Below are 25197 nucleotides of genomic sequence, written 5' to 3'. Positions count from 1 at the left end.
CGCGTCCCTCAGAGCGAAAGGATGGCATACGCGCCCACCTCGTACTCGCGGCCCTTCAGCCCCTCTTCGAGGGCCGCCGCGCTGAGCCCCTCCGAGTACTCGTTCAGGTAGCGCACCAGCCCGCGCAGGCCGAAGCGCGTCGTCACCGAGCCCAGCACCGGCTTCTTGAGGCCGTACGACACATCGCCTCCGAGCTGGAGCGGGTACGTGAGGTTGAACACGCGGTGGTAGTCGTACGGGCCCCAGTCGTTCACGTGGAACTGCGCCGTGAAGAGCAGCGTGTCCAGCAGCACCGAGCCGTCCAGGCCGAAGCGCTCAATCTGACGCGGGTCCTCGCCCGGGGACTGGTTGCTGCCCACGAAGGCCGTGCCGTACAGCTTCAGGCGCGGAGTGGGGTTGAACACCGCCCGCAGCGACGTCTCCCACTCGTCGTGCGCCGGGGGCGCCGCGCCGAAGGCCACCGCGCTGCCGTCCGCCAGAATCGCGATGCCCGCGTCACGCGACGTGGGCTGCCGGCGGTAGACGATGTCCAGGCCCGCGGCGAAGGGCGCGTCCTCGCGCATCTCGCGGTCCCACGACCAGAACCAGGTGCCCGGCGTCGGGTCGAAGGTGAGCAGCAGCTCCGCGCCCAGCGTCTCGCGGTTGTCGAGCACCGTGAAGGCGTCCTGCAGCACGTTACGCGGCCGCACGCCCGGGTAATACATGCCCGACACCGCGTCGTACGAGTCGCCGATGGTGGGGTTCGGCCCGACGAGGGGCTTCTGGTAGAGCAGGTTCGGGGACACCTGGAAGCTGCTGCCCACCTGCACCGTGACGCCGCCCTGGCCCGCGAAGTGGTTGCCGCGGCCGCTCTCACGCAGGCTCCAGCCCGTCAGCACCGTGCTCTGCTCCGGGCCGCCGTCCGCCACGAGGCCGCGGAAGGAGCCCTGGACGAACCAGCGCACCGTGCCCATGTCGTAGGTGAGCCGCGCCTTCGCGCCGAGCGTGTCGAGGAACTGCACCTTGTCCCGCAGCACCTCGTAGCCGGTGCCCAGGTAGCTGGGCCCGTCGGTGCGGCGCGTCCAGGTGAACTCCTCTCCGATGCGCTGGGGCGCGGCGAGGATGCCGCCGAACTCCAGGTTCATGGGGCCGCGCGTCCAGTCGAAGCTGAGCGCCGTGCGGCGCGCCACGCGCTCGCGGATGACGGAGCTGGTCTGCTGCGACGAGCCCCGGGCGATGTCCTCGGAGTGCATCAGGGTGATGCCCACCGGGCCCACGTTCTTCGTGTACTTCGCCACGACGGACGGGTTGGCGCCCCAGTACAGCTCCGGGCCCACCGCCAGCTTCAGGCCGTCCAGCCCCTTCTTGCCGCTGAACACGACGCCGAAGGGCGCGTTGCCGTGGTAGATGTCGATGTTCGGCCCGTAGTTCGCCTCGCGGTACAGGCCGAAGAAGTCGCCCTCCTCGCCCCAGTGGTAGTGGCCGGTGCGGTAGTAGCCCTCGAGCGCGAAGTCCTGCCGGTCCAGCTTGAACTCGGCCTGGTACAGCGCGAAGCGCTCCAGGCCCAGCGGCTGGCCCACGGCCCCGCCGTTCGTCGTCGGAGGCACGGCGCCGCCCACACCCTGCGGAGTCGTCGTCTGCGTGCCCCGGTTCTCGTAGAAGAGGTTGTTGAGCCGGTTCTGCGCGACGTTGCCCACCACGTTGAACGAGGCGCGCCCGTACACGCCGGACGACGGCTGGAGCGCCAAATCAAAGAAGATGGACTCCGTGTGGTCCGCGGCCGTCTGGTTGGCCCGCGTCGTCGCGATGCTGCCGCGCGACAGTGAGCTGTCCAGGTAGAGGCGCAGGTTGGACACGCGCACCGCGCTCAGTTCCTCCGCGCGCGCCAACGCCACCGAGGACTCGTAGCCGCGCGACATCTCCGTGGGATGGATGGCGGCGAAGTGCGCGTGGATGGTGTCCGTGTTGGTGGTGACCGCGTACGGGTCCAGGCGGAAGGCGGCCTGCAGCACGTAGTAGGCGGTGCGGGGCTGCACGCGGGCGATGCCGGCCTCGTCCTCGGGGCCGAGCGCGCAGATGCCGAACCACTCCTCGTTCATGTTGTTCTGGCCGTCCACGAAGTCGGCCGCGTAGCCGCCGTTGGGCCACGAGGCCGTCGTGTCGTGGATGGAGAGGTTGGCCTCCTGGCCGTGCTTCCACCAGCCGTCCACCCACTGGAACACGAAGCCGCCGAGCGCGTTCTGCGCGCGGCCCTGCCCGTAGCTCTGCGTGTAGATTTCCTCCCACTGCTTGCGCAGGTACTCCGCCTGCGCGAGGTGGTCCTCGCGGCCGGCCTTCGCGTCATACGCGTCCGCGCCGAACTCGGTGAACATCACCGGCTTGTCCAGCTTGCGAAGCACCTCGTCGAACAAGTCGCGCGCGGAGGGGCCGCGGTAGACGTTGGCGCCGAAGATGTCCAGGTCTGGAGCCAGCCGCGCGATGAGGTCGATGTACTGGAGGTCGCCGTTGGCGATGGACACCGGGTGGTGCGCGTCGCGGGACTTGATGGTGCGCGCCGCCTCGCCCATGAGCGAGTAGAGGGACTCCGCGCGCGCGGCGTCCTCCTGGCCGGGCAGCGGCTGGATTTCGAAGCCCGTCCAGTGCAGGCCGTAGTTGTTCTCGTTGCCCAGCATCCACATCAGCACGCCGGGCACGTTGGCGTACGTCTCCGTCTTGCGTTGCAGGTCCGCGAGCAGCGCCTGACGGTGCACGGGGTTGGAGTAGTCCGTGTTCGGCACCATGACGCCGTTGACGTTGGTGCCATAGCGGCCCATCAACGGGTTGAGCACGGTGTAGATGCCGTAGTTCCGGTAGATGTACTCCACCCACTGCGGGGGGATGTCATCGAACTGGCGGATGGCGTTGACGCCCATGTCGCGCAGGAGCGTCATCTCCCGCGCCAGCACCGCGCGGATGAAGTCGGGCGGCTGGTTCCACAGCGAGTAGCGGTAGTTCTCGCCAATGGGCGTGTAGCCCCAGTTCATGCCGTGGATGGGGAAGTCCCGGCCGTCCACCTGGAGCTTGAAGCCGCGCTCGTCGCGGTGGACGCGCACCTGCGGCACTGCCGCGGTGACGCGCACCTCGGCGGGCCGCAGCGTGGGCGCGGGCTGGGGCGCCACCGGCGCGTCGGCGGGAGGCGCCGAGGGCTCGGTGGCCGTCGGCTCGGCGGGCGCGGGGCCCGCGGCGGTGGGGTTGTTGATGTTGGGCCCCACTGTCGCCGGGGCGTCGGGGGCCGGTGTCTGGGACAGCGAGGCCGCCAGACACGTCGCGAGGATGAGGGAGTTCATGCCGCCAGCTCCACGTCCAGACCGTTTTGCGCCACGACGGCGCGATAGAGGTGAGCGCTGTCCTTGGGGATGCGCTTCTGGGTGGCGTAGTCGACGAAGACGAGTCCGAAGCGCTTCTGGTAGCCGTAGGCCCACTCGAAGTTGTCGAGCAGCGACCAGGCGAAGTAGCCGCCGAGCGGCACGCCCTGCTGGATGGCGGCGAGCGACGCCTCCAGGTGCGTGCGCAGGTAGTGCACGCGCTTGGTGTCACGCACGCGCCCGTCCGCGTCGGGGCCCGTGGCGTAGGCGGCCCCGTTCTCCGTGATGTAGAGGCGCGGCGGCTTGTAGTCCTTGTGCAGGCGCACCAGCAGGTCCGTGAGGCCGCTGGCGTACACCTCCCAGTCCATGTCCGTCTTCTCCGGACCGACGTGGACGGTGCGGGGCGCGTTCTGCGACTCCGGGATGCGGTCACTGCGGATGATGCCGCGGTTGTAGTAGTTGACCCCGAGGAAGTCGGTGGGCGTGGCGATGGCCTCCATGTCCCCGGGCTGCACGAAGGGCAGCGTCTCCGAGGCCAGGTGCCCGGCGGCCACGTGGTCCGCGATGACGTCCTTCGGGTAGCCCCGGCCGTAGAGCGGGTCCAGGAACCAGCGGTTGAACATGCCGTCGAAGGCACGGCACGCGTCCTGGTCCGCCGCGCTGGGGGACGCAGGCTGGGCGGGCACGAGGTTGAGGGTGATGCCCACCTCCGCGTTCTTCACGTTGGAGCGGAGCACGGACACGGCCTGTCCGTGCGACACCATCAGGTGGTGGGCCGTGGCCAGGGTCGCGCCCCAGTCCTTGCGGCCGGGGGCGTGCTCGCCGTTGGCGTAGCCCAGCACGCTGATGCACCACGGCTCGTTGTGCGTAATCCACCGCTTCACGCGGTCGCCGAGCACCTGGCTGACCTCGTCCGCGTACTCGACGAAGGCGCTCACCGTGTCACGCGCGGGCCAGCCGCCCTTGTCCTCCAGGGCCTGGGGCAAATCCCAGTGGTAGAGCGTGACGACGGGCTCGATGCCCGCCTTCAGGAGTCCGTCCACCAGGCGCGAGTAGAAGTCCAGGCCGGCGCGATTCACGGGGCCGCGGCCGGTGGGGAGGATGCGCGGCCAGGCGATGGAGAAGCGGTACGCCTTCATGCCCATCCACCGCATGAGCTCCACGTCCTCGCTCCAGCGATGGTAGTGGTCGCACGCGACGCTGCCGTCCGTCTTGTCGGCAATCTTGCCCGGCGTGGCGCAGAAACGGTCCCAGATGGACTCGCCGCGCCCGTCTGCTTCGGTGGCGCCTTCAATCTGGTAGGCGGAGGTGGCCACGCCCCAGAGAAAGTCATGAGGGAACTGCCGCATCGTCGGGGACTCCTTTCGAGGACTCGAGGTGGCAGCGGACGAGGTGGTCCGCCGCGGGGAGGTGTTCAACGGGGAGGGTGTCGTGACAGCGGGCGTCCGCCTGGGGACAGCGGGGCGCGAAGGCGCAGCCGCGCGGCGGCGCAGGGCCCGCGCCGGCCTTCGCCGGCAGCGGGGTGTGCAGGAAGTCCGCGCCGTCCGGCACCGCGGACAGGAGCAGCCGCGTGTACGGGTGACGGGGGGCGGCCAGGACTTCGGAGGTGCGCCCGGACTCGACGATGCGGCCCGCGTACAGCACGAGGATGCGGTCCGCGAGGTGGCGCGCGCTCGCGAGGTCGTGGGTGATGAAGAGGATGCCGATGCCGCGCTCGCGAGTGAGGCCGCGCAGGAGCTGGAGCACGCCCCGGCGCGTGGACACGTCCAGCATGGAGGTGGGCTCGTCCGCGATGATGACGTCCGGCTCCACGGCGAGGGCGCGGGCCACGGCCACGCGCTGGCGCTGTCCGCCGGAGAGCTCGTGCGGGAATCGGCCCGCGAAGGACTCGGCGGGCGTCAGGCCCACGGATTCGAGCAGCGCATGGACGCGAGTCTTCAGGTCGGCCTGGGTGGCCCGCCCATGGCGCAGCAGCGGGCGCTCCAGGTGATAGGCCACGGTGTGGACGGGGTTGAGCGAGGCGAACGGGTCCTGGAAGACCATCTGCACGCGGCCCCGGTACGCCAGGGAGGCGCGCTTCTCGCTGGTGAGCACATCCGTGCCGCCCAGACGCAGGCTGCCGCCGTCCGGCGCGTCCAGTCTCGCCAGCACGCGGGCCAGGGTGCTCTTGCCGCTGCCGGACTCGCCGACGAGCGCGACGATTTCACCGCGCTCCAGCGTGAGGGACACGCCGTCGAGCAGCGTGCGTCGGGCGCGCGAAAGGAACCCACCGATGGGGACGGTGCGTGACAGCGCGGTGGCTTCGAGCAGGGGGGCGCTCATCGGTGACCTCCCGTGAGTGCGGTGCGAGCAGGCGCGAGCTCATTCGCCGCGAGCGCCGCGTTGGGCAGCGGCCCCTCCGCGTCACCGGCGGTGAGGTGCGGGAAGGACGACAGCAGCAGCCGCGTGTACGGATGCCGCGCTTCCGTGCGGATGCGCTGCGCCGTGTCCACCTCCACCAGCTTGCCGCCCTGAAGGATGCCCACCCGGTCCGCCAGCGCGAGCAGCAGCGGCAGGTCATGCGTGATGAACAGCACCGCGAAGCCGAGCCGGCTCTTCAATTCCAGCACCCGCTGCAGCAGTTCCTTCTGCACCACCACGTCCAGCGCGGTGGTGGGTTCGTCCATCACCACGAGCTTCGGCTGCAGCGCCAGCGCCAGGGCAATTCCCACGCGCTGCCGCATGCCGCCCGACAACTGGTGCGGCCACGCATTCACCAGCTTCGGCTCCAGCCCCACCATGGCCAGCAGCTCGCGAGCCCGCGCATACGACGACGCCCGCGTGGTGGGCCCATGCGCCGCCAGCGCGTCGTGGAACTGCTCGCCCAGCGTGAGCACGGGGTTGAGCGCGCTCATCGCGCTCTGGAACACCATGGACACCTGCCCCCACCGGAACGAGCGCAGCGCGTCCGCGCTCAGCGCGGTGACGTCCGTATCCCCGAGCAGGATGCGCCCCTGCGAGATGCACGCCGCCGGAGGCAGCAGGCGCAAGAGCCCATAGCCGATGGTGGACTTGCCGCTGCCGGACTCACCCGCCAGGCCGAACACCTCGCCCGGCGCGATGTCGAAGGACACGCCGTCCACCACCCGCGAGCGGCCGCGCTCCGTCGCGTAGTCGATGCAGAGCTCGCGCACACTGAGCAGCACGCCAGGAGGCAGCGGCTCCGTCTGCGCCGCCGTCACCGCGTGCGGCTCCGGAGCCACCGCCGGAGGAGCACGCAGCGCCGGGTTGGTCAGCTCGTCGATGGCGGAGGACAGCAGCGTCAGCGAGAAGCCAACCAGCGCGATGCACACGCCGGTGGGGACGAAAATCCACCACGAGCGCGTGAGCAGCGCCGCGTCGTTGCCCGCCCAGTACAGGTTGGTGCCCCACGTCACCGAGCCCACGTCGCCCAGCCCGAGGAACTCCAGGCCCACCTCCGCGCCCACGGCGTACAGCGTGTTCCCGATGAACGACGAGCCCACCAGCGACGCCATGTTGGGCAGCAATTCCCGGGCGACGATGCGCGAGCGGCTCTCGCCCGCCACCACCGCCGCGGCCACGAAGTCGCGGTTGCGCAGCGCCATCGCCTCGGCGCGGAAGACGCGCGCATTCCACGCCCAGCCGGCCACCGTCAGCACCACCACCATGCGCAGCGGCCCGGACGGCAGGTACGCGCCGAGGACAATCGCCAGCGGCAGCCCGGGGATGACGAGGAAGATGTTGGTCGTGAGCGACAGCACGTCATCCACCCGGCGGCCCAGGTAGCCGGACGTCACACCCATCAGCGCGCCCACCAGCGTGACGAGCGCGCCCACCGCGAAGCCCACCGCCAGCGTCTCTCGCGCGCCTACCACCGTCTGCGCGAGCACGTCCTGGCCCTGGCCCGTCGTGCCGAACAGGTGCTCGGCCGAGGGCGGCTGGTGCGGCCTGCCCACGAGGTCGCTCGGGTCCATGACGAGCCACGGCCCGATGATGGCGAGCACCAGGAAGAAGAGCAGGATGCTCCCGCCCACCGCGGCCTTCCGGTGGCGGAGCAGGCTTCGGATGGAGTCACGCATGGGCGCGGGTCCTCGGGTCCAACCAGAGGCAGAGCAGGTCCACGGCGAAGTTGGCGGCGAGCACCGCCAGGGTGATGACCAGGAAGAGCCCCTGCATCAGCGGGTAGTCCTGGTTGCGCACGGCGAGGATGAGCAGGTAGCCGGTGCCCGGATACGAGAAGACGATTTCCGTCAGCAGCGAGCCGCTCAGCACGAAGCCCAGCGCCATGCCGAAGCCGGTGACGTTGGGCAGCAGCGCGTTGCGCGCGGCGTAGCGCAGCATCACCTGCCGCGGAGGCAGGCCCTTCGCGTGCGCCAGCCGCAGGGTGTCCGTGCCCAGCGTGGCCACCATGGTGTTGCGCATGCTCAGCATCCACCCGCCCAGCGTGGCCACCACGATGGACGCCGCCGGCAGCACCGCGTGCTTCGCCACGTCCGCCGCGAAGGCGAAGGACAGCGCGGGCTCCAAATCGTGTGAGTACGCGTGGCGCAGCGGGAACCAGCCCAGGCCGAAGCCGAAGAGGTACAGGGCCAGCATGGCCAGCCAGAAGTAGGGGAACGCGCCCAGGAACGCGAGCGCGGGCGCCACCGCCGAGTCCAGCCACCCGCCCCGGTTCCACGCGGCCAGTACGCCGAGGAACGAGCCCAGCACGAAGCTGAAGACGACCGCGCACCCCGCCAGCCCCACCGTCCACACCAGCCCGGTGCCGATGACCTCCGACACGCGCGACGGGTAGTACGCGTAGGAGATGCCCAGGTCCCCGACGAGCAGGTGCCGAAGGTACGTGAAGTACTGCACGTGCAGCGGCGCCTGGGTGAAGCCGAAGGCGGCGCGCAGCGCGTCCATGGCCTCGGGCGCCACGCGGCCCTCGAAGCGCGCGAACATGGCCGAGGCCGGGTCCCCGGGGGCGAGCCGGGGGATGACGAAGTTGAGCGTGAGCGAGGCCCACGCCGCGAGCAGGTAGAAGCCGAGCCGCCGGAGGACGTAGGGCATCGTCAGTGCTCCCTCGGGGCGAGCGACGTCAGCACCAGCAGGCTGTCGGGCTCGGCGTGGGGGGACAGGCGCGCGTAGGGGCGCGAGGCGCTCGGCCATCCGGTGAAGCGCCGCGAGTTGGACTCGCCCCAGGACGGGTTGGGGAAGAGGGGAATGGCGGGCGCCGTCTCGGAGAAGCGCCGCTGCACCGCGGCCATGAGCTCCCGCTGCTTCTCCGGCGACGTCTCCGTCTCGAAGGCCGACAGCAGCGCGTCCGCCTCCGCGTCGCCGAAGCGGTGCCAGTTGGACGCGGACACCTCACCCACCGGGCGCACCGTGCGCGGCGACAGCAGCCACTTGTAGAAGATGTACGGCGTGGGCCCGTCCAGCGACCAGGAGATGGAGAGCTGGAACTCGCCTTTCTGCAGGCGCTCGTACCAGGCGCCGAACTCGTACGTCTTCAGGTGCGCCTGCACGCCCAGCTTGCGCAAATCCCGGGCGACGACCTGCCCCGCGCGCACCCAGTCGGACCAGCCGCCCACCACCTCGATTTCGAGCTCCAGCGGCGTCCCATCCGCCTTGCGCCGCACACCGTCCGGGCCCTTCTTCAGCCCCGCCTCGTCCAGGAGCTCGTTGGCCGCCACCTCGTTGTAACGCACCCACGTGCCCTTCGCGGCCTCCGCGTCGCGCCAGGTCGTGTACGAGTCATTCAGGGCCGTGGAGTCCGCCGGGCGCGTGTAGCCGTACATGGCGATGTCGACGAGCTGCTCGCGGTCGATGGCCATGCTCAGCGCCTTGCGCACGCGCACGTCGTCCAGCGGCGGGCGCGTGGTGTTGGGGTAGAGGAAGACGGTGCTGCCGAAGAGGGGGAACCAGCGCCCGTGGTGCTCCGGGTCCTTCGACAAGAAGGTGCGCTCCACGGCGGGCACGAAGTTGCCGGCCCAGTCCACCTCGCCCTCCACCAGCGCGAGGTTGGCCTGGTCATTGGTGGGGAAGGCGAGGAAGCGCAGCGCGCTCACCGCCGGCCGGCCCGGCTGCCAGTAGTGCGGGTTGCGGCCCAGCTCGTACACCTGGTTGCGGAAGACGCGCACCTCGGTGAAGGGCCCCGTGGCCACCGGGTCCGGGTTGGTGAAGGTGACGGGGTCCGCCACGTGCTCCCAGATGTGGCGCGGCACCAGCGGCTGGTGCGCCAGCTCGGAGAAGCCGGGGATGTAGACGTGGGAGAAGTGGAAGGCCACCGTCCGCGGCCCCTCCGCGCTCACGTCGGAGAGGAAGCGCCACACGCCGCCCGCGTCCAGCGCGGCGTGCTTCTTCAGGAGCTGGAAGGTGAAGGCCACGTCGTCCGCGGTGAAGGGGCGGCCGTCGGACCACTGCACTCCCTCGCGCAGCGTGAAGCGCAGCGTCTTCCGGTCCTCGGACCACTCGTGCGCGGTGGCGAGCCACGGGTTCCACTGCCCGGTGGAGGGCGTGTACACCTCCAGGCACTCGTAGATGCCGGCCCGCGTGGGCCAGCGTGCGTTGGCCCCGGTGAACAGCGGGTTGAAGTTGCGCACCCAGGCGCTTCGCAGCTCCACGGAGGCGAACAGCACGCCCGGGTCGCGCGGGCGCGGCTCCGAGGTGCAGGCCATCACCAGGAGCGGCAGCAGCCAGAGGGCGCGTCTCATGCGCCCCTCGTGTAGACGCGCACCCAGTCTACCTTCAGCTGCTGGGGGAACACGGTGGAGCGGTCCGGCGGCCCCACGTAGTTACCGCCCACCGCGAGGTTGAGCAGGATGAAGTGCGGATGGTCGTAGACCCACTTCTTGCCGGCGGGCAGCTTCGCGGGCGTCACCTCGAGGAACGTCACGCCGTCGAACTGCCAGCGGATGCGCTCCGGCTCCCACTCCACCGCGTAGACGTGGAAGTCCTCGTAGAGCTTCCCGCCGCTGACGACGTACTCGCCGCCAATGTTGTTGCCGCCCGAGTAGCCCGGGCCGTGGAGCGAGCCGCGGATGATGGCCGGCAGCTGGCCCCGGTACTCCATGATGTCGATTTCGCCGCAGTCCGGCCAGGGCACCTCTTCGAGGTTGGCGCCCAGCAGCCAGAAGGCCGGCCACATGCCGCGCCCCACTGGCAACTGCATGCGCGCCTCGAAGCGGCCATAGGCGTGCTCGAAGCGCCCGCGGGTGTTGATGCGTCCGGACGTATAGGAATTGCCGCCGTACGGCTCCTTGCGCGCCGTGATGACCAGGTGGCCGTCACCGTCCAGCGCGACGTTCTCCGTCCGGTTCGTGTCGTACTCGAGCTGGGCATTGCCCCAGCCGCCTCCTCCCACGTCGTGGACCCATTTGTCCGAGGAGGGCGGGGTGTTCGCCAGTCCATCGAACTCGTCCTGCCACACCAGCTGCCAGTCGTTGCTCGGCTGCGGGGTGGAGTCATCGGGCATCTCGGGCTTGTCGATGCGCGAGCCTGCCGGGTCACACGCGAGGCATCCCAGGCTCAGTACCGAGAGCCAGGGAAGGAGACGCAAGGGGGTCATGCCGTTTTCCCGACGTGTTGAAGTGGAAAGAGAGCGCGGTTGCGCAGCGCGGCCTGGAGCACGAGGGTGGCCGCGCCCACGGCGATGGCGCGGTCTCCGAGCGCGGAGGTGACGATGCGCGTCTCCGCCATGGAGGTGGACAGCGCCCGCTTGCGCACCGAGGCGCGGAGCGGGTCCAGCAGGAGGTCTCCCACCGAGGAGATTTCTCCGCCCAGCACGACGATGGCCGGGTTCATCAGGTTGAGCAGGCCCGCCACCGCGATGCCCAGGTAGTGCCCCAGGCTGTCGATGACCTGCCGCGCGGCCGGCTCGCCCGCGCGCGCGCCCTCCACCAATTCCTTCACCGTGGGCGAGCGACGGCCCTTGGTGCCCATCAGCTCGCGAGCGCGCTCCACCAGCGCTCCGGTGCCGATGAGGGTGACGAGGCACCCGCGCAGACCGCAGACACACTGCGGGCCGGACGAGTCCACGGCGATGTGGCCAATCTCACCGGCGGTGCCGCCCGAGCCACGGTACACGTCCCCGTGGATGATGAAGCCCGAGCCGATACCGGTGGCCAGCTTGATGTACGTCAAATCCTCCCCGCCGACGCCCGCGCCCCAGTAGCACTCCGACAGCGCGCCGAGGTTCGCGTCGTTGTCCACGAACACCGGCAGGTTGAAGGCGGACCGCAGCCACTCCTGGACGTCGTAGTCCTTCCACGCCGGGACGATGAGCGGCGACAGCCTGCCCGGTGCGGACGGATGGACGGGGCTCGGCACGGCCACGCCCATGCCCAGCACCGAGCGGCGCGGCACGCGCTCCGCCTCCAGGCACTCCTGCACCAGTTCCTTCACCTTCTGGAGAGTGCCCTTCGGGTCGTCGCGCACCGCCTGGGGGGACTGCCGCTGCACGCGCACGCGCCCGCGCAGGTCCGTGAGAATCACCGTCACGTGGGTGGCGCCCATCTCCACGCCGATGATGCTGAACGCGTCATCGCAGAAGCCGATGAGGGTGGGGCGGCGGCCGCCGCGGGACACCCCGGCGCCGATGCTCCGCACCAGGCCGGAGTGCTCCAGGTCCGAGACGATGGCCGACACGGTCGACGGGCTGAGCTCCGTGCGCCGGGCAATCTCCGCCCGGGAAATCTGGCGCTCGCGCCAGATCATGTTCAGCAGCAGGCTGCTGTTCTGCGCCCGCATGCCCGCCGCATCGACCGTCATCTCCGCCGTTCCCACTCTCATCGTGCGCTCACGCTCCATTCCGCCGCGCCAGAAGGTGCGGGGGGCGTCAGCGCCACTGGATGTCGTCAATGAAGAGGACGAGCGGACTCGTCCTTCCCCCGGCGACCCAGCCGAAGCCTCCCACCACCTTCCGGTACCGGACGCGGCTGACGTCGATTGTGTACTGCTTCGGCTCCGTGGTGAGCGTGACTTCGGGCGATTTCAGCTCAAAGCCATCCGCCGTCGGCCCCATGCCCACCAGGAAGGTGACCTTCTCGTCGCCCGTGGCACCCCAGGCGTAGAAGGACAGTACGCTTGCACCTTCGGGGATTTCGAAGCCGGGGGTGGTACCCCAGTTCCCCTCGGGGTACTGCCACCAGACGCCGGCCCAGCCGGCCCCGCCGGGCGTCCAGGTGAACTTGTGGCAGTCGCCCAGGGCCGTCCCGGGGCGGGTGGCGGCACATTCGTTCGAGTCCTGGACGAGGTTGCTCGCGCCGTCGCCCATGTATCCGCTGGCGGCCCAGGTGCCGTCCACCTTCATCGGGGTGAAGACGGTGGGGCCCGCGTCCGGGACGGGGCACTGCTGGGTGGTGCCGGAGTCCGACTGCTGCTGGGTGCCGGAGTCCTGCGGCTCCTGCGTCCCCGCGTCGGCCTGCTGCTGGGTGCCGGAGTCCTGCTGTTGTTGCGTGCCCGAGTCCGTCTGCTGCTGGGTCCCTGAGTCTGCCTGCTGCTGGGGGCCTGGCTTGTCGCCCGAGTCCTCCGGGTCACATGCCCCGAGGAGGCCCCCAACCGCGACCATTCCCGCCGCCGCCCACGTCCACGCGAAACGCTTGTGCCGCTGCATGTCCCCTCCGCTGCTGGATGACTTCGTGCGTACGACGAAGAAATGCGGTGCCGCCAAGAGTGGGTGTGTGCGTTGCGCGCCGCGTTGGTGTTGCCGCGCTGCGTTGGAGGAGAATCCCTCCAACGCGCGCCTGCTCCAACCGACCGTGCCTCCGGGTTCCCGCCCCATCCCGCCGCGAACGCAACCGAGTTTGTTCGAGTGATGAAGAAAGTAGCAGCCTCTTCGTTGCGATTGCAAGCGGGGTGATTCCGACCAGGTGTTGCAGGAGCGGGCCGGACGGAGCCGCCGACCCGCCCCGGTGCGTGACGCGCCGCGCCGCCTACCCGGCCGGGCAGAAGACGATGTTGAGGCGGGTGCCGCCCACACAGGAGTGGTAGCCGCTCGCCTCGGCCGCGGGAGGGTAGTCGTCGTAGGCGAGCGCGTAGATGTTGGGGCACTGGCTGTGCGCCCACTTCGCGTAGGTGTTGTACGGAGGCGCCTGGTAGTAGAGCGCCTTGTTGGTGTTGTCCGGCGAGTCGAGCATGCCGCGGTTGATGGCGGCGCAATACTTCGGGCTCTGGCTGAAGAAAGCGCCGGAGCAGGCGTAGACCTCGGGCGTCTTCGCTCCGGCGGCGCCGCGGCAGTCGGCGTAGCGGTTGACGCACTCGGAAATCTTCGCGTCCAACGCGGCGCAGTACGGCTTGGAGGCGTTGACGGGGTTGAGGCAGTAGGTGCGCGCGGAGATGCACCGCCTCCCGTCGAACAGGCCATCCGGGCAGCCGTTGGTGATGGTGGCCGCGGAGCGGTAGCAGCCGGCGGGCTTGCAGTCCGCGCCGGTGCCCACGCTGCTCACCTCCATGGGGAGGCCGACCCAGTCCACGTAGGTGAGGTTGTAGTTGAGGGCCTGCTCGTTGTTGGGCGTGCGGTCGAAGGTCATCTCGACCTTGTCGATTTCGTTGGAGCGGGGCCCATCGAGGTAGGCCGTCACGCGCGCGGAGGTCCACAGGGAGGGCGCCGAGTACGTGCGCACCTCGTTGGTGGCGAGCCGCGCGTCATCCGGCTGGAGGATGCCGCCGTTGCCCTCGCCGTGAATCCAGAGCGGGAAGGGGCACTTGTTCGTCACCTGCACCGCGACGCCGCTGGTGGTGACGGAGCGCTGGATGTCCAGGTAGTTGAGGTTGAGCTCGCCCTCGAAGACGAGGCGCAGCGTCTGGGTGCCGGGGGCCACGGGGGCGTTGCCCACCGTGCGCGTCACCCAGCTCTGCCAGCCGGGCGTGGAACCATCCGGGGACGCGTAGCCGCGCACGGTGCCGGGCGGCAATTCCACACGGACGCGCTGGCCGGTGCGCTCGCTGGCCACGCGCAGGTTGATGTCGAAGTTGCTCGTGGTGGAGCCGGAGTTCGTCACCGAGTAGTCGAGGTACTCGCCCGCCACCGTCCAGCCGATGTTGCAGCCGCAGCCCGAGCTGTCCGTGCAGGCCTCGAGGTCCACGTTGGCGTTGGCGGCGCTGGTGCAGGTCGCGGAGCCGCTGTTGCCGGCGGTGGTGTCGCTCGCGGCGACGAAGCGCTCGGCCTCGATTCGCGCCGGCAGCACCACGCCGCCCGCGACGTTGGTGTCGTGCAGCTCGAACCAGTCCAGCTTGTAGAGCCAGTCACCGCCGGTGGCCACGCCGCGCAGGTAGAGGTCGTGCGTGCCGCCAATCTCCGGGATGTTCAGCGAGCGGACCGCGAAGGTGTTCCAGTCACCGGTGGCCGCGCCCATGTCGAGCGTGCCCAGCAGCCGGCCCGAGCCGATGGCGTCGGCCCACAGCTCGGCGCGGCCTCCGCCGTACGGGGCGCCGAGGTTGAAGTCGATGCGGTCCGCGCCGCCGAACTCCACCGCCGTGTAGTGAATCGTTTCGTTGACCTGGAAGCCGGCGACGGACTGGCCCTCGCCGCCGCCCTCGTTGAAGACGCCCGTCGTGCCCGCGGTGACCCAGCCCTCCGCCTGGCGACGAGCGCCGACGCGGACGGATTGGGACGTCTCGGAGAGGGGTTGCTGTAGGCTCGTGGCCTCGTCGCTCGCGCTCTCACAGCCCGCGCCAGCGACCAGCGCCAGGCCGAGCGCTCCAGACCAACACACCGGCTTCAACCATTTCCGCGCAACGCGGTTGCTCCACGACTGGATGGTCTTCGTCATGGTCCTGCCTCCGGGAGATACGAGGGGTGGGATACCTGCCAGATGGGCAAAACGAGCCCAATCCGACTTTATTCGTCGTGAGAACAAAGGCAAATGGGCCCGGGGACGGGGTGTTTTCATACACGCGTCCGAGACAGGTTCGAGTGGGAGTAGTGGCGGCAACGTGGGGGACGGTGCTCGCGCGCGGAGGGTTTGCTTCGGCCTCAGAAGGAAGCTGCGTGGAGGTGCATCGTCGGGGGCTGCCTCCGGCAACGGGGCCTGGGCGGGGCGCGGCCTGGACGGTAGGCTTCGCGGCACGGTCGGGCTCGGAGGCGGAACGGCATGGCACAGGACCTGAACTCACTGCTCAAGTCCATTCAGGAGCTGACGCGGGCGGCGAAGGAGCCGGGCCGGCTCTCGCGCGCGGAGCTGGAGGCGGAGCTGCGCAAGGTGACGCTGTCCCTGAAGGACGTGCTCCTGCAGCTCGGCGGTCAGCTCCAGGCCACGGGCTCGCCGGCCGCGGGGGCGCTGGTGGAGGTCTTCCGCGCGCAGCTCACGGAGGCGCTCCAGCAGAGTGGGCTCGACCTGGAGCAGACCGACGAGATGAAGAAGCTCCGCGAGGAGTTGGAGCTCCTCAAGCGGGGCTTCATCCGGAGCTGACGCTCAGGGACACCTGGCCCGGAACGCACGACGGCCCGCCAACCCAGGAAGGGAGGCGGGCCGCCATGTTTCAGGGATGCGTGCGTGGCTCAGGCCGCGGCGGCGGGAGCGGCACCGCCGGTGGCGCCGGCCGGCACGATGCCGGTGTTGCCGTTGCCCGCGCCCTTCAGGAGCTGGCCAATCATCTGCACCATCTGCTCCAGCGTCTTGAGCAGCTTCTTGATGGGGTCCTTCTCGTCCTCGTCCTCCGGGGCCACGCCGCCCGCGCCCTCGGCGGGGCCGGCCTGCTGCGCGCCCTCGGGAGCGCCGCCCTGCTGCGCGCCCTGGGGGCCACCGGCCTGCTGCGCACCCTGCGGGCCACCGGCCTGCTGCGCACCCTCGGGGCCACCGGCCTCGCCTTCACCGGCCTTCTGACCGGCCTGCGTCTGCAGCGCCTTGATGAGCTGCTGGAGGGTCTCGAGGAGCTTCTGGAGCGCCTCCTGCGGATTGGCCTGCTTCGTCGCGTCGGCCTTCTCCGTCTTGTCCTTGCCGGAGACGCCGTCGAAGCCGCTCTGCCCCATCAGCGAGCGGAGGATGGGGTTCTGGCTCAGCGCCTGGATCGCCTTCTCCGCCGTCTCCAGCCCCGGGAGCTTGCCAGTCTCGGGAGCACCGCCGATGGAACGGAAGGAAGCCAGGGAAGGACCCGCCGACAGCTTGGAGATGCCGCTCATGGTTATGCTCCGGGCGAAAAGAGGGGGTGGTTGTGTAGGGGCTGAAGTCCAACCCTCACTGCCATTGTCGTACATGAGGGTTTTTGGTTGCTTCCTGCCTACATTTTCCCCTGTTTGTACCTGGAAGCCGTGGGATGTCAGGTGGTTACTTGGGACAGGCCGGGCTGGAAATCAGGCTGTGGCCTTTCGGCGATGTTCGTCCGGGCGTGAGATGGGGTCTGGGGCGCTGGTCTCCACCCCAGGGAGTTTTGAGATGCTCCTGGTCGCGGTGGGCGTCGGCCAACTCCGATTGACGTGGAGGTGTGCACGTGAGGCAACCCTTGGGGGAAGGGATGAAGACCTCAGAGCAGGCGCGTGCTCCTGTGTTCATCTCCTATGCGCGGGGAACGAGCAAAGAGGAGGCCCGGGCACTCCATGCCGAGCTGAGCGGGGAGGATGAGCAGGCGTTCCTCGACGAATCGGACATCGAATTCGGGGAGCACTACCCACCGGTGTTGGTGGACTCGCTCCTTGCGTCACGGGTCGCCGTCATCTTCACGAGCAAGGAGTATTTCCAGCGCTGGTACTGCCAGTGGGAACTGGACGCCATGCTCAGCCCGTATCTGGCGCTCGAGGAGAGGGGGACGGAGCAGGAGGAGAAGGCGGCGCTGGCGCCCATCATCATCGTGCTGCCGTCCGAGGAGAACGCGGTACCTCCGCTGTTCGACTTGCCTCCGATGCTGCGCAACTCGAATTGGCTCAGGGCAGGAGACACCAAGGGCCTGGCGGAACGGGTTCGCGAGCGACTGGCAGCGAGCCCCAGGACACTTGAAGAGCGGTTGGAAGCCGCAGGTCAGGCCAGCTCACGACTTCGCTCTCGGCTGCTTGAGGAAGTGGCTCTTCCCTCTCCCGGAAACCTCGCGGGGATTCCGCATTACCTACGAGAATTTCGACCGTCCCTGCAAACCTCCTTCGTGGGGCGCTCCACGGCATTGTGGCGCGTCTATCGAACTCTCTCTGTCCGCCACAACCAGCCAGGAGCGGGCGCGGGACGTGCTGTCGCAGTGATTGGAGGTGGCGGCTTCGGCAAGACGCAGTTGGTGCTGGAGTACCTGCACCGGTTCGGCCCAAGCCACTACCCGGGGGGCCTCTTCTGGGTGAATGCGGACGTGACGGAGGACCGACGGGAAGAGGAGTTCCACGGCATCCTTCGCACGCTGCGGCCGGAGGTACCGGACCTGGTGACGTTCCGTAAGAGCAATCGGGATGCAACCAAGGAGCTTGCAAGTGCGCTCGATGAGGCAGCCACCAGGGGGCGCATCCTGTACGTGGTGGACAACGTACCGGAGGCGGGACCTAACGACGTTGCGAAGCCGCTGAGGACTTGGTGTCCGGCCATGGGGAAGGTGTCGCTGCTTGTTACCTCGCGGGCAAGCATGGGGCTGGGGACAGATGGAGTCCATGAGTTGCCTCTCGCCACGCTGACGCCGGACGCTGCAGTCTCGCTGCTGACGGACGGAATGAATGGGAAGGACTTGGAGGGGACGGAGTGGCGGCAGATAGCAACGTGGGTGGGGTTTCTTCCGCTGGCACTCGAACTGCTGAACCGGGCCATGCGGACAGGCGGGCTCGAACCGGAAGAGCTTCTTTCTGGGATGAAGTCTCGGGGGCTGACGCAGGAACTGGACCACTGGAGCGAGGAGCTACTGGGCTACGTGGGGCCTGGTGTCTATCGAGGAGTGACAGAGGCCTTTTCCATCTCCTACGCGAAGCTTTCTGAGCCTCAGCGAAGAGCGGCTCAGCTCATCGCAAGGATGGCTCCTGAACCCATTCCGCTGGATTTGCTGAAGGCACTGGGCGCGGAGGTGTCGGCGAGCAGCGTGCGAGGTGGGCTGTTGTCTCGCAGCTTTGTCACACGCGTGGAGGCAGGCCCGGTGCGCATGTTCGGCAGCATGCACCGTGTGTTGGCAGATTACCTGCGCAGCCAGTCACCCGAGCCGCAAGAGGAACTGAGGCAGGTCTGCCAAGGGCTCATCCAAGTCATGAAGCCCTCCTCGCTCAAGAATCCAACAACCTGGCCCTTGATGGACGCGTGCCGTCCGCATGCGGAGAGTCTCTTCGAGAGGCTGACGCAGGACGAAGCGACCCTCGATGTAAGAGGTGAAGTCTCGTTGGGTCTCGGATTGGGATTGTTCCTGAGGGCAAAAGGACTTGCGAAGCACGTGCGGGATATTGAGGTGCGGCTCGTTCAGCGGGCCGCTGAAAAGCTTGGCGAGGAACACCCGGACACGCTGACGGCGATGGGCAACCTGTCATTGACGCTGTTTGCGCAGGGGGACTTCGTCGGGGCGCGTGGGTACCAAGAGCGGGTGCTGGAGATGAGTCAGCGGGTGCTGGGGGAGGAGCACCTGGACTCGCTGAGGGCGATGAGCAACTTGGCCGGGACGCTGCGCGCGCAGGGGGACCTCGTCGGGGCGCGTGAGTACCAAGAGCGGGTGCTGGAAGTGATGAAGCAGGTGCTGGGGGAGGAGCACCCGGACACGCTGGGGGCGATGGGCAACCTGGCCGGGACGCTGCGCGCGCAGGGCGACCTCGTCGGGGCGCGTGGATACCAGGAGCGGGTGCTGGAGATGAGTCAGCGGGTGTTGGGGAGGGAGCACCCGAACACGCTGACGGCGATGGGCAACCTGGCCGAGACGCTGCGCGCGCAGGGGGACCTCGTCGGGGCGCGTGGGTATCAGGAGCAGGTGCTGGAGGTGAGGAAGCGGGTGCTCGGTGGTGAGCACCCGGACACGCTGACGGCGATGAACAACCTGGCCGAGACGCTACGCGCGCAGGGAGACCTCGCCGGGGCGCGTGGGTACCAGGAGCAGGTGTTGGAGGTGAGGAAGCGGGTGCTCGGTGATGAGCACCCGTACACGCCGAGGGCGATGAACAACCTGGCTGAGACGCTGCGCACGCAGGGAGACCTTGTCGGGGCGCGTGGGTACCAAGAGCGGGTGCTGGAAGTGATGACGCAGGCGCTGGGGGAGGAGCACCCGGACGCGTTGACGGCGATGGGCAACTTGGCATTGACGCTGTTTGCGCAGGGGGACCTCGTCGGGGCGCGTGGGTACCAAGAGCGGGTGCTGGAGATGAGTCAGCGGGTGCTGGGGGAGGAGCACCTGGACACGCTGATGGCGATGAACAACCTGGCATTGACGCTGTTTGCGCAGGGGGACCTCGTCGGGGCGCGTGGGTACCAAGAGCGGGTGCTGGAGATGAGTCAGCGGGTGCTGGGGGAGGAGCACCTGGACTCGCTGGGGGCGATGAACAACCTGGCCGGGACGCTGCGCGCGCAGGGGGATCTCGTCGGGGCGCGTGGGTACCAGGAGCGGGTGCTGGAGATGAGTCAGCGGGTGTTGGGGAGGGAGCACCCGAACACGCTGACGGCGATGAACAACCTGGCCGGGACGCTGCGCGCGCAGGGCGACCTCGTCGGGGCGCGTGGATACCAGGAGCGGGTGCTGGAGATGAGTCAGCGGGTGTTGGGGAGGGAGCACCCGAACACGCTGACGGCGATGAACAACCTGGCCGAGATGCTGCGCGCGCAGGGCGACCTCGTCAGGGCGGGTGAGTACCAGGAGCAGGTGCTGGAGGTGAGGAAGCGGGTGCTGGGGGAGGAGCACCCGGGAACGCTGATGGTGATGGCCAATCTGGTCGGGACGCTGCTTGCGCAGGGAGACTTTGTCGGGGCGCGTGGGTACCAAGAGCGGGTGCTGGAAGTGATGAAGCAGGTGCTGGGGGAGGAGCACCCGAACACGCTTGTTGCGAAGCGCAATTTGGGGCTGATTCTGGATAAGCAGAAGCAGAACGCGGGCCCTGGGACTGAAGAACCGCCAGCAGGGCCCTGACGTACCCTTCCTCCGTTGGCGAGAACGATCAGCGCGAACGCGTGGAGGAGATGGACCGGCCGGCACTTCTGCCTCTCCAGGAGACAGAAACGCATCGAGAACACTCGGTTTGATTCGCGCCCGAAGCTCGTCCGGCACCTCTCATGACGTCTCAACCGGCCTTTGTCGGACCAGCGCACGCTCCTACCGCTTGCCACAGTACGACTGCATCCGCTCACATCTCGCGTGGGCACGCTTCCGCTTCACGCGAGAAGGTGCTCAAAGGCCCGTGCCTACGCGGCGGCAAGGGCCCAGCTGCGAGATGGTTGGTCAGCGCTGGACGAGTCGCTCCCGTTACTCCCGGGCGTCTTCCCGCACTCTGAATCGCCCGGCTCCAATCAGGAACCCGCCCCCGGGTCCAACAGGTAGCTCACGCGCACGAGGAACTCGCGGGAGAACACGGGGAGCGGCGCGTGGCCGCCGTTGTACGGCTGGGCGAGGCGGAAGTTGGTGCCCATGATGTTGTAGATGCCCGCGCCCAATTCCAGCCCTTGCGTGCCCACGTTCTCCGCGCTGACGAAGAGGTTGAGGAGCAGCTGCGTGGGCAATTCCTCCACCGAGGAGTTCCCCGCGTCGTCCGGCGCATCCACCGCGTAGCGCTTGCCCACCAGCACCGCGGTGGGGCTGATGTTGAGCCACGGCAGCACCTTCACGTTGCCGGTGAGGGACGCCTTGTGCGTGGGCATCGCGGTGAAGGCGTCGGAGTGCTTGGGCACCTGGTAGTCCTTCACGTCGTTGCGGCCGGACGGCGTGTAGAACGAGTAGTTGAGCGCGACCCGCCCCCAGCCCGTGCGCAGGTGGTAGTCCAGCTCGAGGCCGCGGCTGCCCAGGCGCCCGAGGTTCCGGTACGCCTCCGTGTTCGACACCGCGTCGTACGAGTAGATGATGGGGTCCGTCACGCCCATGTCGAAGACGTTGGCGCTGACCGTGTGGCCCTCGCCCAGGTGCAGCGTGCCCTCGAACTCGAACACGGTGGTGCGCTCGGGCGTGACGTCGTCGCCCAGGCTGATGTTCTCGATGCCCGGCGCGCGGAACGCACGGCTGAAGAGCGCCTTGGCGCTGAACGGACCGAAGCTCCGCAGCAGCACCAGGCGCGGCACGAAGGAGCTGCCGAAGGCGCTGTGATTCTCGTAGCGCGCGCCCGCCACCACCGTGGCGATGGGGTTGTCGAGGTACGCCTCCATGAAGCCCGCGAGGTTGAGGTACGAGACGTGGTCCGCGCCCTCCTCACCGAAGGCCGTCTGCAGACCGATGTCCGCAGGGCCCTGGAGCTTTCCCGCATCGGACGTCACGTCCCCGCCGGCAGTGAGCTGGAGGAAGTCCAGCGCCGCCCAGCGCGCCATGACCCGGCCGCGCAGCCGGCGCACCTGCTTCTCGTAATAGAAGGGCGAGTCCTGGTTCGAATCGCGGAAGGGCTCGGAGAGGGTGAGGTTGAGGCGGGACACGAGCTCCAGCCGCTCGCTCGGGCGGAACCTGTCGCTCAGCTCGGCGTGGAAGGCCTCGAACTCGGTGGGGGCCGGGGCGGAGAGCACCTCGTCGAAGGCGACGATGGTGGACGTGGTGCTGCGCTGGTACAGCACGCTGAGCTGCAAATCCTTGTAGCCCACGCCGGCCTGCACCGTCGTCGGGTCCAACTGGCTCTGCCCACCCATGCTGGCCGTGTTGCCGAAGTAGTCGTGGAACTCGGCGTCGCTGCGCTGGCCCTGGCCGAGGGAGGCGGAGGCGAAGACGCTCAGGCCCGGCGCGGACTCGAAGACCTTGCGGCCGGAGACGGTGAGGCTGCGGCGGCCGTTGACGGTTTCGAGCTCGCCATAGGTGCCGGTGAGCTGGAGGTCCGTGCTGCCCTGGATGCCGCGAGTAATGACGTTGATGACGGCCAGCTCCGCGTTGCCGCCGTAGATGACCGAGCCTGGGCCGCGCACCACCTCGATGCGCTCCACGAGCTCGATGGGGAACTCGTGGCCGAGCTGCATCGTGGAGTAGAGCTGCTCGTTCATCTCCTTGCCGTCGATGACGAGGAGCACCTTGCCCTCGTAGCCCCAGAGGCCGCGGAAGCCCGGGCCCACCGAGCCCTGCACGTCCACGCCGAAGAAGAAGCCCGGAACCTGGAGCAGCAGGTCCATCAGGTCGCGCGCGCCGGATGCGCGAATCTCGTCCGCGTTCATCGCGGTGACGACGGCGGGGGACTCCTGCAACCGGGTGACGGCGAAGGAGGCGACCTGACTGTGGACCTCGGGCTCCTCGCCGGTGGAGCTGGCGTCTTCGGAGGAAGTGGTGGGGTCCGCTCCAGCAGACGCGGAGGGCTCTTGCGCGAAGGCGGGGGAGGCGTTCAGCAGGAGGGAGAGGGCGATGGAACCGACGGGCCACCAGGGGCGGACGCGCATGGGCAACCTCGAACGATTGCGAGCGCCGGCCAACGAGGTCGTCGCTCAGGGGGTGGGGTGTGAGTCGCGCCGGCCTTCGGGACCAGCGCTTGGGAGGAAAGAGGGCGGCCTGTGCGTCGGCGCGGAAGGATTCAGCGAACGCGGACCGCGGTGAGTCGGTCGGGCTCGACTTCAACGGTCATCTTCCGCTTCACCACGCCGTTGACGCGGACCTCGACGCGAGCAGGCCCGGCCGGAAGGCCCTGGGCCTTGAGCGGCGGGAAGCCATAGGGGCGGTTGTTGATCCACACCTCGCCGTAGAGGGCCGGAGACGTCACGTCGAGGTCTCCCTTCCCCGTCGAGGCACGGGCCACGGTGGTGGGCGTTGCGGGCACGGTGGCGGACGCGGGCTGCGCGGAGGCCACGGTCGAAGCGGGGCTCGTGGGCGCGGGAGCCGCCGCCTGCGGCGCGGGTCGAGTGGGCGGAGCCAGCTCGGCGGAGAGGTCCTTGTTGATGGAGTGGACGTCATCCTCGCCCAGCTCCACTGTCTCCTCCGACAGTCTGCGCTCTCCCTGCGCGAGCGCCACGCGGTACGTCCCCGCCTTCAGCGGCACGCGCGCGGGCGTGAGGTCCACCGTCTTCCCATCCACCAGCACCTGCAACCCCGGCGGCGTGGACGTCACCAGCAGCAGTCCATTGCGAGGCTCCTCGGCCGCCGCCGGGCTCTCCTCTCGCGCCTGCGTCTTGGACGCCACCCGCGCGGGCCGCGCCTTCGCCGACTCCTTGCGCGTCGGAGTCGCGGGCTCGCGCACCGGCCGCGTCCGCTCGACGTGCGTCCGGGACTGCTCCCGCGTGCGCAGGTCCGCGGCGATGCGCAAGAGCTCCACCAGGTCGCCCTTGTCGTCCTTGCGCAGCCGGAGTGCCTCGGTGAACTCGGCCACCGCCGTCTCGTAGTCGCGGTCCTCCAGCGCGGCCAGGCCCGCGGCGCGCCGGGCCCGTGCGAGGCCGGAGTTCGCATCCTCCTCGGGCGCAGGCGCGGGCGTGACGGAAGCCACCGTCACCGGAGCCTGAGCCTGAGCCTGGGGCCGGGGCGCATCGGCCGCGACGGGAGCCACGGGAGTCGCGGCACGGCGGCTTCGCAGCACGCCATACACCACGCCATTGGCGGTGACGGTGCCCAGCAGGATGACGGCAATCCATGTCGACTGTTTCATCGGCGTCTCACTGCGGCGCTAGGAGGCGGACTCGCCGCCCCACCGGCCGCGCCCCCCTCTAGGCGGCGAAGTACCAGAACAGCGCGGTGCCCAGCGCGGACACCCCCGCGGCCACGGCGATGCCCCACGGGAATCCCGCCTGCGGTTGTGACTGCGCCTGCGTCGGTGCGGCGCCGCTCGGGGTGAGCCCCAAGAGGCCCGTGCCCTCGTCCTGCGCGGCCGCGGCCCGCGAGCCCGCGTTGCCGCTCGGCGTGCGGCTGGAGGCGGAGCCGAACGCGGGCAACGCCGTGGGCATCTGCCCCGACGGGTCCGGCGGACTCAGCTTCGTCACCAGCATGGCCAGCTCGCGCCCGCCCGACGTCCAGTGCTGCGACGCGCGGAACCTCTCCAGGTCCACGTGCAGCTCGCGAGCGCTCTGGTACCGCGCCTCCGGCTCCTTCTGCAGGAGCTTCATGAGGATGCGCTCCAGCCCGGGCGGGAAGTCCGGGTTGAACTCCGACGGCGCGGGCACGTGTGCCTGTGACGCGGCCAGAATCGTCGCCTCCACGGTTTCGCGCTTGAAGAGCCGCTTCCCGGTGGAGGCCTCGTAGAGGACGATGCCCAGCGAGTACAAATCCGAGCGGTGGTCCAGCTCGCGATTCGTAATCTGCTCCGGCGACATGTACGGGTACTTGCCCTTCACCACGCCGGTGACGGTGCGCTCCAGGTTGACGGAGCTCTTCACGATGCCGAAGTCCGCCAGCTTGACGATGCCGTCGCGAGACACCAGCACGTTGCCCGGCGTGATGTCGCGGTGCACCAGCTTCAGCGGCGTGCCGTCCGGCAGCGTCTTCGCGTGCGCGTACGAGAGCGCGTCCGAGATGGCCAGCCCCACGTCCACCGCCACCCGCGGCCCCAGCGGGAAGGCGCTCTTCCACGCGTGGCGCAGCACCCGGTCCAGGGACTGGCCCTGAATCCACTCCATGGCCAGGTAGTACTGGCCATCAATCTTCCCGAAGTCGAAGACCTGGACGATGTTCGGATGCGTCAGCAGCGCGGCGACCTTCGCCTCGTCCGCGAACATCCGGCTGAAGGCCTCCAGGTTCGCGTACTCCGGAAGGATGCGCTTGATGACGCACGGCTTGGAGAAGCCGTCCGGCCCATCGATGGACGCCAGCAGCAGGTGCGCCATGCCGCCAGACGCGAGCTGCTGGATAATCCTGTATTTGCCGAAATGGCTATTACCCGTGTCCAACTTGTTCCTCGGGTATTGATGGAAAATGAGGAACGTACTGGAGAGTTGGC

At 69.0% G+C, this 25197-nt stretch carries 16 protein-coding genes; 2 read left to right on the top strand and 14 right to left on the bottom strand.

What is annotated here, in order from left to right; all coding sequences use genetic code 11:
• Positions 1-8: 8 nt before the first annotated feature.
• The 10 genes from ACVTJA_RS45830 to ACVTJA_RS45785 form a co-directional block, all read right to left on the bottom strand.
• Positions 9-3305 carry a glycoside hydrolase family 2 TIM barrel-domain containing protein gene (locus tag ACVTJA_RS45830; protein WP_465830329.1) on the bottom strand — a complete coding sequence of 1099 codons (3297 nt, stop codon included), beginning with the start codon at positions 3303-3305 and terminating at the stop codon, positions 9-11.
• Positions 3302-4672: a GH1 family beta-glucosidase gene (locus tag ACVTJA_RS45825; protein ID WP_465830328.1), complete on the bottom strand. Its 1371-nt coding sequence runs from the start codon at positions 4670-4672 to the stop codon at positions 3302-3304. The genes ACVTJA_RS45830 and ACVTJA_RS45825 overlap by 4 nt, the downstream gene beginning before the upstream one ends.
• Positions 4653-5645, bottom strand: a complete 993-nt coding sequence (locus tag ACVTJA_RS45820; RefSeq protein WP_465830326.1) for an ABC transporter ATP-binding protein — start codon at positions 5643-5645, stop codon at positions 4653-4655. Before ACVTJA_RS45820 ends, ACVTJA_RS45825 begins: the two co-directional genes overlap by 20 nt.
• Positions 5642-7402 (bottom strand): dipeptide/oligopeptide/nickel ABC transporter permease/ATP-binding protein, encoded by a 1761-nt coding sequence (locus tag ACVTJA_RS45815; protein WP_465830324.1) that lies wholly within the window; start codon positions 7400-7402, stop codon positions 5642-5644. The genes ACVTJA_RS45820 and ACVTJA_RS45815 overlap by 4 nt, the downstream gene beginning before the upstream one ends.
• Positions 7395-8375, bottom strand: a complete 981-nt coding sequence (locus ACVTJA_RS45810; RefSeq protein ID WP_465830322.1) for an ABC transporter permease — start codon at positions 8373-8375, stop codon at positions 7395-7397. The genes ACVTJA_RS45815 and ACVTJA_RS45810 overlap by 8 nt, the downstream gene beginning before the upstream one ends.
• Before the next feature lie 2 nt (positions 8376-8377).
• The gene (locus ACVTJA_RS45805) at positions 8378-10018 is read right to left on the bottom strand and encodes an ABC transporter substrate-binding protein (RefSeq protein WP_465830320.1); all 1641 of its coding nucleotides are present in this window, start codon (positions 10016-10018) and stop codon (positions 8378-8380) included.
• The gene (locus tag ACVTJA_RS45800; RefSeq protein WP_465830319.1) at positions 10015-10872 is read right to left on the bottom strand and encodes a glycoside hydrolase family 16 protein; all 858 of its coding nucleotides are present in this window, start codon (positions 10870-10872) and stop codon (positions 10015-10017) included. Before ACVTJA_RS45800 ends, ACVTJA_RS45805 begins: the two co-directional genes overlap by 4 nt.
• The gene (locus ACVTJA_RS45795; protein WP_465830317.1) at positions 10869-12095 is read right to left on the bottom strand and encodes an ROK family transcriptional regulator; all 1227 of its coding nucleotides are present in this window, start codon (positions 12093-12095) and stop codon (positions 10869-10871) included. Before ACVTJA_RS45795 ends, ACVTJA_RS45800 begins: the two co-directional genes overlap by 4 nt.
• A 46-nt stretch (positions 12096-12141) precedes the next feature.
• Positions 12142-12918: a hypothetical protein gene (locus ACVTJA_RS45790; RefSeq protein WP_465830316.1), complete on the bottom strand. Its 777-nt coding sequence runs from the start codon at positions 12916-12918 to the stop codon at positions 12142-12144.
• 319 nt (positions 12919-13237) lie between these two features.
• Positions 13238-15076, bottom strand: a complete 1839-nt coding sequence (locus ACVTJA_RS45785; RefSeq protein WP_465830314.1) for a carbohydrate-binding protein — start codon at positions 15074-15076, stop codon at positions 13238-13240.
• Between the two features lie 321 nt (positions 15077-15397).
• Here ACVTJA_RS45785 and ACVTJA_RS45780 point away from each other — a divergent pair, with 321 nt between their 5' ends.
• A complete protein-coding gene (locus ACVTJA_RS45780; protein WP_465830312.1) occupies positions 15398-15715 on the top strand; it encodes a hypothetical protein in 318 nt (105 codons plus the stop codon).
• 89 nt (positions 15716-15804) lie between these two features.
• Here ACVTJA_RS45780 and ACVTJA_RS45775 read toward each other — a convergent pair whose 3' ends face one another.
• A complete protein-coding gene (locus ACVTJA_RS45775; protein WP_465830311.1) occupies positions 15805-16425 on the bottom strand; it encodes a hypothetical protein in 621 nt (206 codons plus the stop codon).
• Positions 16426-16757: 332 nt separating this feature from the next.
• Between ACVTJA_RS45775 and ACVTJA_RS45770 the strand changes: the two genes are divergently transcribed.
• Positions 16758-20297: a tetratricopeptide repeat protein gene (locus ACVTJA_RS45770; protein ID WP_465830309.1), complete on the top strand. Its 3540-nt coding sequence runs from the start codon at positions 16758-16760 to the stop codon at positions 20295-20297.
• A gap of 377 nt (positions 20298-20674) precedes the next feature.
• On the opposite strand, the gene ACVTJA_RS45765 is transcribed toward ACVTJA_RS45770, so the two are convergent.
• The 3 genes from ACVTJA_RS45765 to ACVTJA_RS45755 all read right to left on the bottom strand — a co-directional run bounded on the left by ACVTJA_RS45765 (position 20675) and on the right by ACVTJA_RS45755 (position 25084).
• Positions 20675-22720 carry a TonB-dependent receptor plug domain-containing protein gene (locus ACVTJA_RS45765; protein WP_465830307.1) on the bottom strand — a complete coding sequence of 682 codons (2046 nt, stop codon included), beginning with the start codon at positions 22718-22720 and terminating at the stop codon, positions 20675-20677.
• Between the two features lie 131 nt (positions 22721-22851).
• Positions 22852-23913, bottom strand: a complete 1062-nt coding sequence (locus ACVTJA_RS45760; protein WP_465830305.1) for a PEGA domain-containing protein — start codon at positions 23911-23913, stop codon at positions 22852-22854.
• Positions 23914-23971: 58 nt separating this feature from the next.
• Positions 23972-25084: a serine/threonine-protein kinase gene (locus ACVTJA_RS45755; RefSeq protein WP_465830303.1), complete on the bottom strand. Its 1113-nt coding sequence runs from the start codon at positions 25082-25084 to the stop codon at positions 23972-23974.
• Positions 25085-25197 lie beyond the last annotated feature (113 nt).

The sequence above is a fragment of the Pyxidicoccus sp. M6 genome (assembly GCF_055568925.1).
The sequence above is the reverse complement of the archived record's forward strand: the minus strand, read 5'-3'. Positions and strand labels throughout refer to the sequence as shown.